17 protein-coding genes are annotated in these 13896 nt (G+C 56.9%); 6 read left to right on the top strand and 11 right to left on the bottom strand.

The annotated features are described in order from the left end of the window. Positions 1 to 58 precede the first annotated feature (58 nt). The gene (locus ABSG49_RS08295; protein WP_424025656.1) at positions 59 to 745 is read right to left on the bottom strand and encodes an MBL fold metallo-hydrolase; all 687 of its coding nucleotides are present in this window, start codon (positions 743 to 745) and stop codon (positions 59 to 61) included. Positions 746 to 858: 113 nt separating this feature from the next. Beyond that, positions 859 to 1470 carry an isochorismatase family protein gene (locus tag ABSG49_RS08290; RefSeq protein WP_424025655.1) on the bottom strand — a complete coding sequence of 204 codons (612 nt, stop codon included), beginning with the start codon at positions 1468 to 1470 and terminating at the stop codon, positions 859 to 861. Positions 1471 to 1606: 136 nt separating this feature from the next. Here ABSG49_RS08290 and ABSG49_RS08285 point away from each other — a divergent pair, with 136 nt between their 5' ends. Continuing rightward, positions 1607 to 2272, top strand: a complete 666-nt coding sequence (locus ABSG49_RS08285; RefSeq protein ID WP_424025654.1) for a cytochrome c biogenesis CcdA family protein — start codon at positions 1607 to 1609, stop codon at positions 2270 to 2272. On the opposite strand, the gene ABSG49_RS08280 is transcribed toward ABSG49_RS08285, so the two are convergent. After that, positions 2266 to 2643 carry a hypothetical protein gene (locus ABSG49_RS08280; RefSeq protein WP_424025653.1) on the bottom strand — a complete coding sequence of 126 codons (378 nt, stop codon included), beginning with the start codon at positions 2641 to 2643 and terminating at the stop codon, positions 2266 to 2268. The two genes, ABSG49_RS08285 and ABSG49_RS08280, sit on opposite strands and share 7 nt — an antisense overlap. A 13-nt stretch (positions 2644 to 2656) precedes the next feature. Here ABSG49_RS08280 and ABSG49_RS08275 point away from each other — a divergent pair, with 13 nt between their 5' ends. Further along, a complete protein-coding gene (locus ABSG49_RS08275; RefSeq protein WP_424025652.1) occupies positions 2657 to 3085 on the top strand; it encodes a hypothetical protein in 429 nt (142 codons plus the stop codon). A gap of 81 nt (positions 3086 to 3166) precedes the next feature. On the opposite strand, the gene fen is transcribed toward ABSG49_RS08275, so the two are convergent. Both fen and ABSG49_RS08265 read right to left on the bottom strand, forming a co-directional pair. After that, positions 3167 to 4168 (bottom strand): flap endonuclease-1, encoded by a 1002-nt coding sequence (gene fen / locus ABSG49_RS08270; RefSeq protein WP_424025651.1) that lies wholly within the window; start codon positions 4166 to 4168, stop codon positions 3167 to 3169. Between the two features lie 37 nt (positions 4169 to 4205). Beyond that, positions 4206 to 4520 (bottom strand): hypothetical protein, encoded by a 315-nt coding sequence (locus tag ABSG49_RS08265; RefSeq protein ID WP_424025650.1) that lies wholly within the window; start codon positions 4518 to 4520, stop codon positions 4206 to 4208. 63 nt (positions 4521 to 4583) lie between these two features. Between ABSG49_RS08265 and ABSG49_RS08260 the strand changes: the two genes are divergently transcribed. Then, positions 4584 to 5477, top strand: coding sequence for a presenilin family intramembrane aspartyl protease PSH (locus ABSG49_RS08260; RefSeq protein ID WP_424025649.1), 894 nt, complete (start codon positions 4584 to 4586; stop codon positions 5475 to 5477). Between the two features lie 248 nt (positions 5478 to 5725). Here ABSG49_RS08260 and ABSG49_RS08255 read toward each other — a convergent pair whose 3' ends face one another. Next, a complete protein-coding gene (locus ABSG49_RS08255; RefSeq protein ID WP_424025648.1) occupies positions 5726 to 6805 on the bottom strand; it encodes an NOG1 family protein in 1080 nt (359 codons plus the stop codon). A gap of 46 nt (positions 6806 to 6851) precedes the next feature. Here ABSG49_RS08255 and ABSG49_RS08250 point away from each other — a divergent pair, with 46 nt between their 5' ends. The 3 genes from ABSG49_RS08250 (at position 6852) to ABSG49_RS08240 (ending at position 8333) form a co-directional block, all read left to right on the top strand. Next, a complete protein-coding gene (locus tag ABSG49_RS08250) occupies positions 6852 to 7730 on the top strand; it encodes a CBS domain-containing protein (protein WP_424025647.1) in 879 nt (292 codons plus the stop codon). Positions 7731 to 7784: 54 nt separating this feature from the next. Beyond that, positions 7785 to 7994: a histone family protein gene (locus tag ABSG49_RS08245; RefSeq protein ID WP_424025646.1), complete on the top strand. Its 210-nt coding sequence runs from the start codon at positions 7785 to 7787 to the stop codon at positions 7992 to 7994. A gap of 84 nt (positions 7995 to 8078) precedes the next feature. After that, positions 8079 to 8333 (top strand): PRC-barrel domain-containing protein, encoded by a 255-nt coding sequence (locus tag ABSG49_RS08240; protein WP_424025645.1) that lies wholly within the window; start codon positions 8079 to 8081, stop codon positions 8331 to 8333. Here ABSG49_RS08240 and ABSG49_RS08235 read toward each other — a convergent pair. The 5 genes from ABSG49_RS08235 to ABSG49_RS08215 all read right to left on the bottom strand — a co-directional run bounded on the left by ABSG49_RS08235 (position 8315) and on the right by ABSG49_RS08215 (position 13817). Further along, complete coding sequence (locus tag ABSG49_RS08235; RefSeq protein WP_424025644.1) at positions 8315 to 9013, bottom strand: phosphoglycolate phosphatase; 699 nt, start codon at positions 9011 to 9013, stop codon at positions 8315 to 8317. The two genes, ABSG49_RS08240 and ABSG49_RS08235, sit on opposite strands and share 19 nt — an antisense overlap. Beyond that, a complete protein-coding gene (radA, locus tag ABSG49_RS08230; protein ID WP_424025643.1) occupies positions 9007 to 9984 on the bottom strand; it encodes a DNA repair and recombination protein RadA in 978 nt (325 codons plus the stop codon). Before radA ends, ABSG49_RS08235 begins: the two co-directional genes overlap by 7 nt. A gap of 81 nt (positions 9985 to 10065) precedes the next feature. Next, entirely contained in the window at positions 10066 to 11364 is a 1299-nt protein-coding gene (locus ABSG49_RS08225; protein ID WP_424025642.1) for a nucleic acid-binding protein, read from the bottom strand. A gap of 15 nt (positions 11365 to 11379) precedes the next feature. Beyond that, positions 11380 to 12672, bottom strand: coding sequence for a diaminopimelate decarboxylase (gene lysA, locus ABSG49_RS08220; RefSeq protein ID WP_424025641.1), 1293 nt, complete (start codon positions 12670 to 12672; stop codon positions 11380 to 11382). Then, positions 12669 to 13817, bottom strand: a complete 1149-nt coding sequence (locus ABSG49_RS08215; RefSeq protein ID WP_424025640.1) for an LL-diaminopimelate aminotransferase — start codon at positions 13815 to 13817, stop codon at positions 12669 to 12671. Before ABSG49_RS08215 ends, lysA begins: the two co-directional genes overlap by 4 nt. Positions 13818 to 13896: the final 79 nt, after the last annotated feature.

Raw genomic sequence — 13896 nt, 5'->3', positions numbered from 1 at the left:
GGAAGGTCTGGCAGGAGAAACCCTGGTGTGCCCGCGGTCCAAAAAGTGACAACGTACTTCAGGCTGCCGGTGCCAAGGTCCAGGTATACTCCCGTACCTTTTCGGACGCCCCGTACAGGAGCGGCACACCATGCCCCGGCAGGAGGAGGTCGAAGTCCAGTCCGGAGATCTTCCGGATCGACTGGTGCGAGCCTATTGGATCCATCGTGAACGGTGCCGGCCCCTCGGCTATGACTGTCCCGTCATAGCGGAGGATGTCACCGGCAAAGAATGTTTTCGTGCTGTCATCGAGCAGCCCGATGCTGCCGGGCGTATGCCCGGGGATATGGATGCAGAGGAGTCCGTCGATCCGATCCCCGTCCTTCAACAGGATATCCGGCGGGAAGTGGCCGGGTTTCATGAGTTTTCCGGCAATGCGCAATAGTACGCCGCGGAACCCCGGATACACCGGGAGGGGGGTCTTCCCGGATATGTACCCTGCATCCGCCTCACCGATTGCAATCTTTGCGCCGGTTGCGGCTTTCTTCAGGGCAGCAACGCCCCCGGTATGGTCCATGTGAAAATGGGTGAGGATGATGGTCCTGATCTCCCGCGGATCGCGGTGCAGTTTCTCCCGGATGTAGGCAAGGATCTTCTTCCCGCTGCCCGGAATGCCGGTGTCAATTACGGTCAGGCCGTCGCGGACGAGGATGTAACAATTGCCATTGACCCCGTCCACCTGGTGGATTCCCGGTATGATCTCCATACTATCACTGCTCAGGAATCATGTTGTCCGGGATTATCAGGTTTGCCGGAGATATCATTCGGGAATCCCCGTGATGTATGACGTTTCTCACCCGCTCCGTCATTATTCCGGATTTACTGAAGCCCGATCATGTAGCCGTACCGGGAATACACTTCCTTGATGAGCTCCATCGACTTCGGGTTGCCCCAGTCATGCATCCATTCCGAAACGAGCGATTCCACCGTAATGGGAACAACACCGGCCTGCAGCATTCGTTCAATGCCGTACTTGTGGGCGTCCGGTGTCGAATCCCCAGCTGCATCCATCAGCCCGTACACCTCGTACCCTTCTTTCAGCCCATGCAGGGCAGTATAGGCAAAGCACATGCTCGTCCACAACCCTGAAACGACCAGCTTCTTCCGGCCCGTCTTCTTAACAGCATTCCATGTCTTTTCGTCTTCAAAGGCGTCAAAACTCGGTACCGCCCGGGCAAACACTTCCTGGTCAGGGAACAGTTTTGTGACATCCGCAATGAAATCGCCGTTGCGCTGTGGCCCGATTGCCGAGAGCACGACCGGCACGTTCAGGATGCTTGCCGCCTTCGCAGCGCAATAGGCTGCGTTCCGGATGATCGTCTTGTCTCCCGAGGCGACCCCGGCAAACATCGCGGGCTGGAAGTCCACGAGCACGAGGGCGCTGTTCTTATCCGACAACAGTTCCAGTTTTCCGTCTTTTAACATTGGCATATCTCAACCTCCTTTCAATACAGGAATGATCAATAAGCCTGTTATATAAAAACAATGATACAGGCAGGAGATCCAGACGAACCGCGGATACTGCTGCAAACTTTTTTCCCTTCACCCCTCAAGAGGGGGTAATGATATGGCAGCGTTCGACCCCTCCGTGCTCGGCATCTTCGTCTTCGGCCTGATTGCCGGTATCTGTCCCTGCAACAGCGTCCTCTGCCTCGGCCTGATCGGGTACCTGACGAGCGGGAAGACCCAACTCTCCCCTGCGAACATCCTCAAACTGACCCTCTCGTTCTGTCTCGGGACGGTCCTCGTGCTCCTGCCGCTCGGCCTGATCGCGGGCTTTATCGGGAAATACCTGCTCTTCCTCAACAGCGCGATCGCATGGGCGATCGGCGGAATTATCCTGATTCTTATGGGGCTGCAGCTCCTCCAGCTCTACAAACCACCGATCCGGAGCATCTTCGACTTCTTCCGGGTACCTACGTCCTACACGGTGACCGGCGCCTTCCTGCTCGGGCTCTCTTTTGGCGCCATCACAGTGGGCAGAGGAGCACCGATGCTCATCATCGTCCTGACCTACATCACCCTGTACCAGACTGCGCTTCAGGGGCTCTTCACGATCCTGGTCTATGCCGTGGGGCTTTCCATACCCCTGATCGTGATCAGTTCCCTGGGCGGGGCACTCGGGAAGAAGATCAAGGACCGGGCCCGGGTGAGCGGGGAGGTCTTCGACAAGATCATTGGCGTGATGATCGTCATTATAGGGGTTTATTTCCTGTACCTTGCGTTTCACTGAGTATAGGGGTCTAAAAAGAGAACTTCACGCCTTCCGTTCAACATGGCTGCCGTTGCAGAACGGCTTGTTCTCGGATTTCCCACACCGGCAAGGGTCAGCCGCTTCCTGACCGTGTACTGCTTCCCGTTAGCGGACTCGACCGTGATCCTGCCTAGGACCCAGAGCGGCCCATGTTCGCCCCGCGGCGGGTATTCTATGTCTATGATCGACTTCTCCAGCGCCGTCTCGATTGCCTTTTCGGTCTTCCATTCGTGAATGACAAGGCGGCCGGAGGGGCAGTTGCACGCCTTCTCGATGGCAATATCCCGGGCCTCAGGGATACCTTCATGTATCGTAAAACGGCGAAAATTTTCGCCGTCAAATAAATCCATAAATAGTGCCGGGATGAAGCTCGTACATACAGATGTGGCAGCCATGAAATATCCCGTCCTCCTCTTTTCGGCCTGCATAGCGGTCCTTGCCGTCACCCTGCTTGTTGCCGGCTGCACCACCTCCTCATATGGAAGTAATACGAACGTCCCCCCGGTGACGTCACCGGTTTCCACGGGAAACCCGGTCGGTACAACGTGCGGGTTTACGAGTTGTCACGGCCTTGACCTTGCGTGCGGGACACATGCGCCCGAGGCCTGCACCATGCTGTACCAGATGGGAGACAAGTGCCGGCAGTATGCGCAGTGCACATCCGGCAGCGACGGGAGCTGCTCGCTGGTCACCGATCCGAAGTTTGCCAGCTGCAAGGCATGCGTGGAGCAGTGCGCAGCGAAGGCGGGAAGCGACGGTATATTGGCCTTTGACTGCGAAACGAAGTGCTGAAAAGTGGCGGGATACGCTTTTGGGGGGGTCAACGGGAGACCCACTGAATAGGTGTTGGGAGAGGGATGTCCCCTTTCCGGTTCAGAACCAGCTCTCGAGCGTTTTCTGCCCTGCCTTCACCGTGAATCCTGCCATTGCCTTGTCCACACGTTCCGATGAAAAATCATACCCGTCGCAGAGCATCTTTCGGATTCCTTCAGCATCGGGATGCCCCGCTGCGAGCGAATAGTCATCTGTCACCGGGGGGTGGAGGAACATGTCCATCACCGGTGCCGGATCGAAGTCCGGCTGTTTTTCGTTGAGCTTCTGGGCAAACTCGCCTTTCTGCACGATCTTTAAACCCGTCTTCGCGCCCACCCCCTCAACCCCCGGGTTGAAGTCGGTTCCCACAAGAATACCAATCTCGATCAGCTGTTCGCGGGTGAGGTGGAGCCCGGCAAGGGTGTCCGCCAGGATGATCCGCTCGGGGCTCACGATGACCTGCCGGCCCCGGATCTTGCGCTTGCCGGATACCGTCAGGTTCCTGACAAGAGTCGGGGCACCGAAAAGGAGCGTATCATAATCCTGCGAGACCACGTAACGGGCATCCCCTTTTTCCACCATGTACGATGCCTGCGCTTCGCCCTCTCCTGGCGCCTGCACGACCGGGATCCCCATCAGTCCCAGCAGTTCCTTGGAGGTGGCGATGATCGTGGTATCGACCCGGGTCGAGGAGCGTGCCTGCTTGAAGGCTTCCGCTTCGTCACCCCGTTCGAGCGCCTCCTTCCACTTCTCCCCGGCAGTGTCCCGGACCTTACGGCGCTCGTCAATGGTGGCCTGCTTGAGGGGGGTTGGTTTCCCGTCGAAGACAAAGACTGGCTTGATCCCCTTCTCCATGAAGTTCGAGATCCGGAAGAGGATGCCGGAGAGATGGGAGGTGACCCGTCCCCGCCGGTCCATGAGGGGCGTCCCGTCCGGTTGCCGGATGATGGTGAGGAACTGATACAGGGCGTTGTTCGCGTCGATCGCCGCAATGCCCGGTAGCGCCTCCCAGGTGACCGGCGTCTTATATTCAGCAATGATATCCCGTAGTGCGACACCCATCGATGGTCACGTCCGGTTATCCGGTATGTGCCGCACGTTATTTGTAGGCACGCTTGGACAGTTCAGCCACGAGTTCGTCGAGATGACTGATTGCCATGTCGTATTTGTTCACCATACGGGTGGATATCTCCTCGAGGTTGGAGCGCAACATCCGCTCGCGGGTGATCACGCTCTGTTCGAGGCGGCGCATCTTGACTTCAAGCGACAGAAAGAGGCCACCGATCGAGAGCATCATCAGGGCAGCGGCAACCGCAATCGTCAGGTCCTGCCAGAACCGGAGGATAAGGACGAGCGTGGATACAACCATGACGGCAGTCAGCAGGATGTCGGGTAAGTACTCGCGAATCTCCATGCTTTTAGATGATGAGAGCACACTAATTAATCTAACTAACATCAGGAACACCGGAGATACCCCATGGATACCAAGAACCTTATTCCCCTCCTTGCAATGCCGCTCCTGCTCCTCGCAGTGGAGATCGGAGCGCTCCTCATTTCGCTTCCCGTGCAGGCCTCAGGTGTTGTCGCGTTCGAGGACCCCAGCTCCATCGCCAACCCTGTTATTTTCATCGCAATCCTGCTTGTCTTCACTGCGCTGCTGCTGGTGCTGATAAAGTATGACCTGAAAAAAGTGATTACCGCGGTGATCGGGATCTCAATCTTCCTGACCTTTGTGTACATCTTTGTGGCGCTGGTCTATGCCTCAATGGGCGCGACCGACCTTGCAACGGTGGTCGTGCTCGTCCTTTCCGTTCTCGCCACGGTCCTCTTATACAAATACCCTGAATGGTATGTCATCGACGGGCTCGGGATCCTGATCGGGGCGGGGGTTGCCTCGATCTTCGGTGTCTCCCTTGAAGTCGTCCCGGTCCTGATCCTTCTCGTCCTGCTGGCGGTCTACGATGCGATCTCCGTTTATAAAACCAAACACATGATCACGCTCGCAGAAGGCGTAATCGACCAGAAGACACCGATTCTCTTTGTCATCCCCAAGCGCAGGAACTATTCATTTATTAAGGAAGGGATCGGGAAACTGGCTGACGGGGGAGAGCGGGCGGCTTTCATTATCGGGATGGGCGATATGATCATGCCCGCGATCCTTGTCGTCTCGGCAAACGTCTTTGTCAAAGGCTGGAAGCTTGCCGGAATGATTAACCTCCCGGCAATCGGCGCCATCATCGGTTCGCTTGGCGGGCTTGCCGTGCTGCTCCACTTCGTGATGTCCGGGAAACCCCAGGCGGGACTGCCACCCCTCTGCGGCGGGACGATCCTCGGGTTCCTTGTCGGGTGGGGACTGTCGATGATGGTCTAAAAAAATATTACCCATCATCAAATCGAATTCGGATGGGTTGCTGTCAACAGCAGCTAAAACTTTTTTGTAACACGTATGAGGGTTCCCCGCCTCTGGGCCTCTCCGAGGCACGGCGGGGCAGGGAATTTTTTCACGGATCCGCCGCGGAGGTGCCCCTTCGGGGGCGGCGGGGTTAATCGCAAGGGGTATTGAGGTTTTCACTCACTTCCTCTGCGCCCTGTCATCTCCGGTAATAATGTTTGATCCCCTCAGGAACCTGCCAGTTTTGTCCGGGGTTTTCTGGCCCGTTTGGACCTCGGTTTCCGCACGACTTCCCCTTCCAAATCGTACTCAACATTGGCCGTCTCTTCGGCTTCGCGGGGGAGGGAAGACCGGATATCAACAGCCTTCTTCCTCTCCTCAGGTGCCGGCTTATGAGTGAGGAGCTCCATGAGCACCTCATCGACTCCCGTCCCGTCAGCGGTCGACATCATGGTATAGCCTTCAGCGGCAACGAGGTCCGACTTGTTGGCCACTACGACGACAGGGACCGATACCATCCCTTTCACTTCCTCAAGCAGGCTCAGCTGCACGCCCATCGGGTACCCGCAGTGCTCCGAAGAGTCGGCGATGAAAAGGATGACATCCGCGACATTCATGATTGCGGAGAGTGCCTGTCTCTCGATCTGGTTCCTCTCTTCAGCGGGACGGTCGAGGATGCCGGGCGTGTCGACGAACTGGATCCGTTCGCGCCCCATCTCACGGTGTCCCACGATAATGTTTTTCGTGGTGAACGGGTACGAGGCCACTTCCGGGTCGGCAGAGGAGACCCGCCGGATGAAAGACGACTTTCCCACATTCGGGTAGCCTGCAATGACAATGGTGAACGCGTCCTCCACGTTGGGGAGATGCCGCAGGACATTGCGCACCTCATTTAAGAAGATGAGGTCCTTGTCGATCTGGTGGACCATGGACGCGAGCCGGGCCACCGCCCGCTTCCTGAGGACGAGGGTATCCTCGGCCCTGCGGGACTGCATTGCAATCTGGTTGCCGACCATCTTCGTATGCTTCGCTGCCCAGCCCACTGCGCCCAGCGACTGCTTGATCTTCTCGATGCCGAAGAGGATGTCGGCCATCTCGCGGTAAAACGGCGGAATCTTGTCGAACTCCGGGAACCCGCGGATGATGTAGACCAACCGGTCGTGGACCGCGGCACCCACTGCCCGGACGAACTCCTCGTTCGCCCGCTCCTTGTTGGTCTTCTCCTTCATCTTCTTTGCCGCACGGCGGAAACTCCGGTCAAGGATCTCGTCCGCAGTTGGCACCGTTGGCATCTTCTCAAATTCCACAAATCGCCTACCTATATATTTAAGGAACGTCATACGGTTTATCGTTATGGACTTGTCCCTGATCCAGAAGGATATCCTCATCACGTTAATTACTCTCTACCACCGGCAGTCGCACTCCATCAAGGGAGAAGATATTGCCGACATGATCCAGAGGAACCCGGGGACCGTGCGCAACCAGATGCAGGCCTTGAAGGCGATCGGGCTCGTGGACGGGGTGCCCGGCCCAAAAGGCGGTTACATCCCCACGGGGCTAGCCTACAAGGAGCTCAACTTGGACGTGTCGGGTGGCGATTATGATGTGAAGATCAGCCGGAACGGTGAGGAGGTCCGGGGAGCAAATGTCCAGGAGATCGATTTCACCACGCTCTGCCATCCGGATGTCTGCCATGCACTGATCAAACTGGTCGGCAGTGCAAAACTTTTCGAGATCGGCGATCAGGTGACAATCGGCCCGACTCCGGTCAACAAGCTGCTGATCCGCGGTGAGGTATTCGGCAAGGACGAGTCGAAGCAGGCCCTCCTCATTGCCACATCTGAAATGATCTCCCTCCCCAAGAAATCGATCAGGCACTATATGACAAGCCCCTTGAAGACCCTGAAGAGTACCGATACGCTCCGGGATGCGCTTACGCTCTTCAACCGCGATCATATCCACGGCGCCCCGGTGGTTGACAATGGGAAACTATCCGGCATCATTACGATGAGCGATATTGCAAAAGCAATAGAAAAGGAACGATCGCTCTCAACGAAAGTCTCGGAATGCATGACCGCGGATGTCATCGAAGCGCCTTCAGACACAAAATTGTTTGAAGTGATCCGGCGGTTCAAGGAGCGGGAGATCGGGCGGTTGATTGTTATTGAAGACAAAAAGCCGGTCGGCATCATCACTCAGTCGGATATTATCCGGGTCTTTCCCTCGCTGTAAATACAATATCTTTAGATATCCGACGCCAAATGCTATGGGAGGAATCAATGTTTTATGACAGAATTATCCCAGGCTGCAGTTGAACGGATCATCAAGAAGGCCGGTGCCGAACGTGTCAGTGCCGATGCCACGGAAGCCCTTGCCGAACTGATGGAGGACTACGGCACGTTTCTTGCAAAGGAAGCAAAGAAGATGTCGGACCATGCAGGCAGGAAAACCCTGCGGGGATCTGACGTCAGAATAGCCGCTGAAATGTTCAAATAACGTTCTTTTGTTATTAATCCTGAAAAACTCATTTTTAACGCCAATTTAGAACATTTTAAATATTTATACATCGTCAATTTTTTTATGACTCGTGTATTTGCCCGCAGCCTGTCGAGAAAAAAGATCATGAGCAATGACGGGAAGCTCATCGGAACCCTGAAAAACATCCGTGTTGATTTCGATTCCGGTCAGATCCTGGATATGATCATCCACCCGGACCAGGCCTTTTCCACAGAAGGCTACAACCTTGAAGATGACAAACTGCTTATCATACCGTTTGAATCGGTAAAGGATATCAAGGACTATATTGTTGTTGACCGCTACCTGGCACGGAAATAGGAAGAATATTTTTTCATCCCTTCGACAAACCCGTCTCCGTATTCTTTTTCTGCAACATATTCTGCTGCCGCTTTTGTGTCGGGATGGGCATTGGCAACCGTAATGCCGATCCCTGCCGCCTTAAGCATCTGGATATCATTGACGGAATCGCCAATCGCGAGAAAATCTGCCGGGTTAAGGCCCATTGTTTCTGCAAGAGTTACGAGCGTGGTCCCTTTGTTGACCCCCGGTGACTGGAGGTGAATGGCATATCCAGTATCGATCACCTGTACCGGGTAGTCCTTTACGATCTCTTTTACCTCCCCGACCGGTACCGTCCGGGCGAATGCCAGGTCAGCGAACCGGTAGGTGGGACTGAACAGATCCAGCTCTTTTCCCCGTGTGCGGTAATAGACCTGTACTGTTTCAAGTGCTTTCCTGCAGGCACTCTGGTCACCGGTAATCCGGAGGGGGCCGGTATATCCCACCCGGAACACCCCGCCGTTTTCTGCGATGAAGCTCCCCTGCGTGCCGATCATCTTGCAGAGTGATTCCATGAAGCAGGACGTATTCCCGCTCGCGAGTACTACAACGACCCCCTGGCCGACCAGCGACCGGATCGTTTCGATGGCCCCGGTATGTATCCTGCGGGCGGGATCAGTGATCGTCCCGTCTATATCCGTGAGGAGTGCTTTCAACACGATTTGAGACCAGCCTCTTCAACAATGAACGGTGCCTCGCCATCGGGGAGGTTCGGGCTGTCCACGAGACGTGCAATACGCTTGCCCCCCTTGCTCTTGCGGAGGTAAAGACGGAATGTTGCCGTATGCCCGACAATGTTGCCGCCAATCGGTTTTGTCGGGTCCCCGAAGAATACGGCCGGGTTGGACATGACCTGGTTGGTGACGAGGCCCACGGCATTGTGTTCATCGATGAGCTTGAAGAGTTCGTGCATGTGCCGGTTCAGTTTCTGCTGGCGGGTTGCAAGTGTTCCTCTTCCGGCGTACTCCGCCCGGAAGTGGGCGGTCAGGGAATCGATGATGAAGAGCTTGACCGGCTTGTCGCTGTCTTTCAGCTCATTTGCCAGTTCACGGGAATTGTCGATCAAAAGCATCTGGTGATCGGATGTGTGTGCCCGGGCGATATGGATATTGTTGAGGAACTCCTGCACATCGGGGACATCATCGAGTCCGAGACCATTTACCATCTGCTCGATACGCTCGGGCCGGAAGGTGTTCTCGGTATCGATGTAGATGACGCTGCCGTTCAGGCCGCCCTGATCCTCGGGGAGCTGGACGTTTACTGCCATCTGGTGGACGATCTGGCTCTTACCGGAACCGAACTCCCCGTACATCTCCGTGATGGCCTGGGTCTCGAGTCCCCCGCCCATCAGGGTATCCAGTTCCGGGACCCGGAACGAGAGTTTCCGGATATCCTTTCTCTGTTCGAAGATGTCTTTCCCGGTCTTGAACCCGCCGACATCGGCAGCCTCGCGGGCTGCCTTGATAATCTTCTTTGCGATGGATTCCGAGATCTCGGAGACCTCGGAGAGTTCGGCAGGTGATGCAGTTGCAATGCTCTCGACAGAGAGATAACCGGCTTCCCGGAGCTTCTCTGCAGTGCTCGGGCCGACGCCCGGCAAATCTTCAATTTCTAATGGTCCTTCAGCCATTTCTTGTAACACTCCTATGGCACAACAAGATGTTAAAGACTGGCATATAAACACCCGGATTGCGGGGGGTGAAAGTGTGGTTCACGAGGTCAGATTATCCATGAGTTTCTGCACGTGGGTCATCACATCCTCTGCTTTGAGATCTAACGGTACTACCTTATCCGGGATGATGCGGCTGCCGGAGAGGGTCCCAGTCACCTCCACTTCGGTCCCCGGAGGAAAATCACTCTCGATAAGGTAGCGGTCTTTCCCGTCATCAATAAATGTACATCCCTGTCCCGGCAGGATGGTCCCGCGAAAGATAATCGGTTGATCCGTCTCTTTTGGCACCCGCAGCGCACTGCCCCTTCCGACTCCCAACTCGATATCTCCGAACCTCCCGGGCTTTGCCGCTGCGTGATAGATCTCGATGCAGTCGCCCATAGCGAGTGGAATGAGCGCGTTCTCCCCCCAGAGCACAACGTTCAGATCATCCCTCCCGTCAGTAATCACCACGTTCCTGACCCATGAGGGCGTGCCAGTCCTCGTCGTAAACGACCTTGGCTGCTGAACCTGCTTCATGCTGCCCTGAACGGAGTAGGTGCCCTGGTCACTGATGGAACCAATCGGCGAAAACGGGATTGAAATGACCTGACCGGTGATGGTGATCGTGCTCTTTTCGTCAAGACTGTAACTCCGCCCCTCATCGCGCATGTTTGGTTTTGCATTGGTGATGTGAATGGCAGTTCCCGGGGAAATGGGGAGGAGCAGGTCCGGTACCCATGCGACAACCCGTGCGGTTCCGGCAGTATCACCGATTATTGCATCAACCATATCCCCGTTCGTCCCGTCCCGCCTGGTATACGAGCGTGGCTCCCCGCGGGCGATCAGGACCGCATCGAGCTCCACCGGTTCGTTGGAAAGACTGCCTGCGACGGCACCCTCTTTGGAGGGAGAGCAGGTGATCTCGCAGCTGGCCTTGCGGAGCGCAAGGGCATAGATCTCCATTGTATTTTTCCCCGGGTGGCGCCCGATAATTTCCAGCACTTCACCGGTGGCGACGTCGGGTGCGGCCCCGGCCTTCTCATCCCACAGGACAACCCGGGTGGTCCCGGTCTCGTCCCCGAGCAGGAGCGTGGCGACCCAGCCTTTCTCGCCGTCAGCCCGATCGAATTCCTTGGGTTCGGTCTTGTCGATCACTTTCCCGAAAAATGAGAAGAGGCTGGATTTTGCGGCAAGGCCTTTGATCTTCACGTGCTCGCGGCCCAGCTCGCCAACTACCATCATCGCGGCCGTGGGCTCGTCGACCAGGTCGCCGCATTCATCGATCTTTGCCTCTACACGCCGTTCAAACTCCTCTTTCGTGATGAGATCGTCGACCAGCGCATAGTGGAAGAGCACGAAGACCGCCTCCGCTTATTTCTGCCAGGTAGGGCGTTCCATGGTAGCCGTGAGATCGCCGACCGTCTCGCCCCTGCGCATGAGCCCGGCCTGCGTTCCCCTGATGAGCACCTCGGGGCAACGCGGCCTGCTGTTGTACTGCGAGGACATCGCATAACCGTACGCCCCGGCATCGAGGACCGCGATGATGTCACCTGCGGCGAGTGCCGGAAGTTTCCGGTCCGGAGCAAGGATATCGCCGGTCTCGCAGATCGGGCCGGTGACGGTATATTCCGTAGTGAGGGGTGCGTCTGCCTTGTTGGCGACAATAACCTCGTGGTAGGCGTCGTACATCGCGGGCCGGATCAGGAGGTTGAACCCTGCATCCACGTTCGCAAACCGCTTATGTGCCGATTTCGTGGAGTTGACCCGGGTGAGGAGGACGGTTGAATCGGCAACGAGTGAGCGGCCGGGCTCGACCCAGAGTTCCGGTGTAATCCCGCAGGCTCCGACACCGGCCTTGAAGATCGGGACCACCTTTGCCGCATAGTCCCCGGCAGTCGGAGCCGGGTCGGTGTCGTGGTGGTACGGGATACCAAGACCGCCCCCGAGGTCTATGAACTCGAGTTTCACGTCCATCTCCGTCAGCTCCTTTGCGATCCGGACCATCACTTCCGTAGCCCGGGCAAAGGGCTCGATATCGAGGATCTGGGAGCCGATGTGGCAGTGGATACCGACCGGCCGGATGTGTTTGCAGGCAAGGGCTTCCCGGTATGCTGCGGGGATCTCCTTATGCGGGATCCCGAATTTGCTGGTCGCGAGGCCGGTGGCAATTTTCGGGTGGGTGGGTACTTCGAGCGCCGGGTTCACCCGGAATGAGACCTTCGCAGTCTTTCCCGCTTCCTGTGCTGCAGCATCGAGCTGGTGGAGCTCGTCGAGAGAATCGAGCGAGACCTTGACGTCCTTCTCGACCGCGAGCCGGAGATCCGCGGGAGTCTTGGAACTCCCGTTGAAGAGCAGCTTCTCCGGTGCCATACCAGCCTCGAGGGCAAGATGGAGCTCCCCCGAGGAGAAGACATCGGCCCCGGCACCTTTCCGGGCCAGCGCCCGCATCAGGGCAAGGTTGCCGTTTGCCTTGGCTGCAAAGAGCACCTGCACCTTTGGGTAGCGGGCACCGAGGGCGTTCCTGTAACTCTCGAACTGCTCGATGACCCGATCCTCGCTTGTCACATACAGTGGCGTCCCGTATTTCTCTGCAAGGGTAATGCAGTCCTGCCCGTTGATGTGGAGGTGGCCGTTCTGTATGGTGAGGTGGTGGGCGAGTTTCACAGTTTCATCCTCCGCATGCGTTCGATTGCTTCCTGGATCCGTGCCACGGGGCGGGTAATCGCAAACCGCACATAGCCCTCCCCGCAAGCGCCGAAGCCAATGCCCGGCGTTGCAACGATACCCGCCTCGTTGAGGAGCCGGGCGGAGAACGCCATACAGTCCTTCACCGGCAGCCAGACATAGAATGTGGCTTTCGGGGAGGGGACATCGAACCCGAGGTCACGCAGTCCCGCGATCAGCACATCCCGGCGCTCCTGGTAGATCCTGCACGCATCCGCCACGCAGTCCTGCGGACCGCTGAGTGCGGTGATCGCCGCGTGCTGGACCGCATTGAAGACCCCGGAGTCCACGTTCGTCTTGACTTGGCCGAGGCCGGCAATTATCTCCTCATTCCCAACTGCCATGCCGATCCGCCAGCCGGTCATGTTGTAGGTCTTGGAGAGCGAGTGCATCTCGATACCTACGTCCATGGCGCCTTTCGTCTCGAGGAACGACGGGGCACGGTACCCGTCGTACGCGATCTCGGAGTACGCATTGTCCGAGACTACGACGATATCGTGCTCGTTTGCGAAGTCGACGACTTCTTTGTAGAATCCCGGGGGTGCAACTGCGGCCGTCGGGTTGTTCGGGTAGTTGATGTAGAGGATCTTTGCCGATCGTGCCACGTTCTTCGGGATATCCGCGAGCACGGGAACAAAATTATTCTCCCTCAGGAGCGGCATCTCATGCACCCAGCCCTCAGCAAAGAGGGTGCCCGTGCGGTAAACCGGGTAGCCGGGGCTCGGGGTAAGGACATAATCCCCCGGGTTGACGAACGCCTCGGCGATGTGGGCGATACCATCCTTGGAACCCATCAGAGCGAGCACTTCTTTTCCTGCATCGAGGGTGACACCGAAGCGTTTTTTGTACCAGCCTGCCACGGCGCTCTTGTAGGCCGGCATGCCGGCATAGGAGGGGTAGTGGTGGTTCTCTGGTTTCTTTGCCGCCTCGCACAGGGCAGTCACAATATGGGGCGGCGTGGGAAGGTCCGGATCCCCTACGCCGAGGTCGATGATGTCAACGCCTTTTTTCTGCTGCTCCGCTTTCATCTCGTCGATCCGCGCAAAAAGATACGGCGGGAGATTGCTCATGCGTGATGCGTACATAAGTACTCACTGTTTGCGCTTTATTCTCTAGAATTTAACTCCTCATTCCGGTATGTGCGTTTCCACCGGGCTGCATACC

The sequence above is a fragment of the Methanoregula sp. genome (assembly GCF_049510175.1).
Taxonomy (GTDB): domain Archaea; phylum Halobacteriota; class Methanomicrobia; order Methanomicrobiales; family Methanospirillaceae; genus Methanoregula.
The sequence above is the reverse complement of the archived record's forward strand: the minus strand, read 5'-3'. Positions and strand labels throughout refer to the sequence as shown.

Coding starts and splice junctions, on each gene's coding strand:
- ABSG49_RS08295 (WP_424025656.1), bottom strand. CDS start 745: ATGGAGATCATACCGGGAATCCACCAGGTGGACGGGGTCAATGGCAAT.
- ABSG49_RS08290 (WP_424025655.1), bottom strand. CDS start 1,470: ATGCCAATGTTAAAAGACGGAAAACTGGAACTGTTGTCGGATAAGAAC.
- ABSG49_RS08285 (WP_424025654.1), top strand. CDS start 1,607: ATGGCAGCGTTCGACCCCTCCGTGCTCGGCATCTTCGTCTTCGGCCTG.
- ABSG49_RS08280 (WP_424025653.1), bottom strand. CDS start 2,643: ATGGATTTATTTGACGGCGAAAATTTTCGCCGTTTTACGATACATGAA.
- ABSG49_RS08275 (WP_424025652.1), top strand. CDS start 2,657: ATGAAGCTCGTACATACAGATGTGGCAGCCATGAAATATCCCGTCCTC.
- fen (WP_424025651.1), bottom strand. CDS start 4,168: ATGGGTGTCGCACTACGGGATATCATTGCTGAATATAAGACGCCGGTC.
- ABSG49_RS08265 (WP_424025650.1), bottom strand. CDS start 4,520: ATGGAGATTCGCGAGTACTTACCCGACATCCTGCTGACTGCCGTCATG.
- ABSG49_RS08260 (WP_424025649.1), top strand. CDS start 4,584: ATGGATACCAAGAACCTTATTCCCCTCCTTGCAATGCCGCTCCTGCTC.
- ABSG49_RS08250 (WP_424025647.1), top strand. CDS start 6,852: ATGGACTTGTCCCTGATCCAGAAGGATATCCTCATCACGTTAATTACT.
- ABSG49_RS08245 (WP_424025646.1), top strand. CDS start 7,785: ATGACAGAATTATCCCAGGCTGCAGTTGAACGGATCATCAAGAAGGCC.
- ABSG49_RS08240 (WP_424025645.1), top strand. CDS start 8,079: ATGACTCGTGTATTTGCCCGCAGCCTGTCGAGAAAAAAGATCATGAGC.
- radA (WP_424025643.1), bottom strand. CDS start 9,984: ATGGCTGAAGGACCATTAGAAATTGAAGATTTGCCGGGCGTCGGCCCG.
- ABSG49_RS08215 (WP_424025640.1), bottom strand. CDS start 13,817: ATGTACGCATCACGCATGAGCAATCTCCCGCCGTATCTTTTTGCGCGG.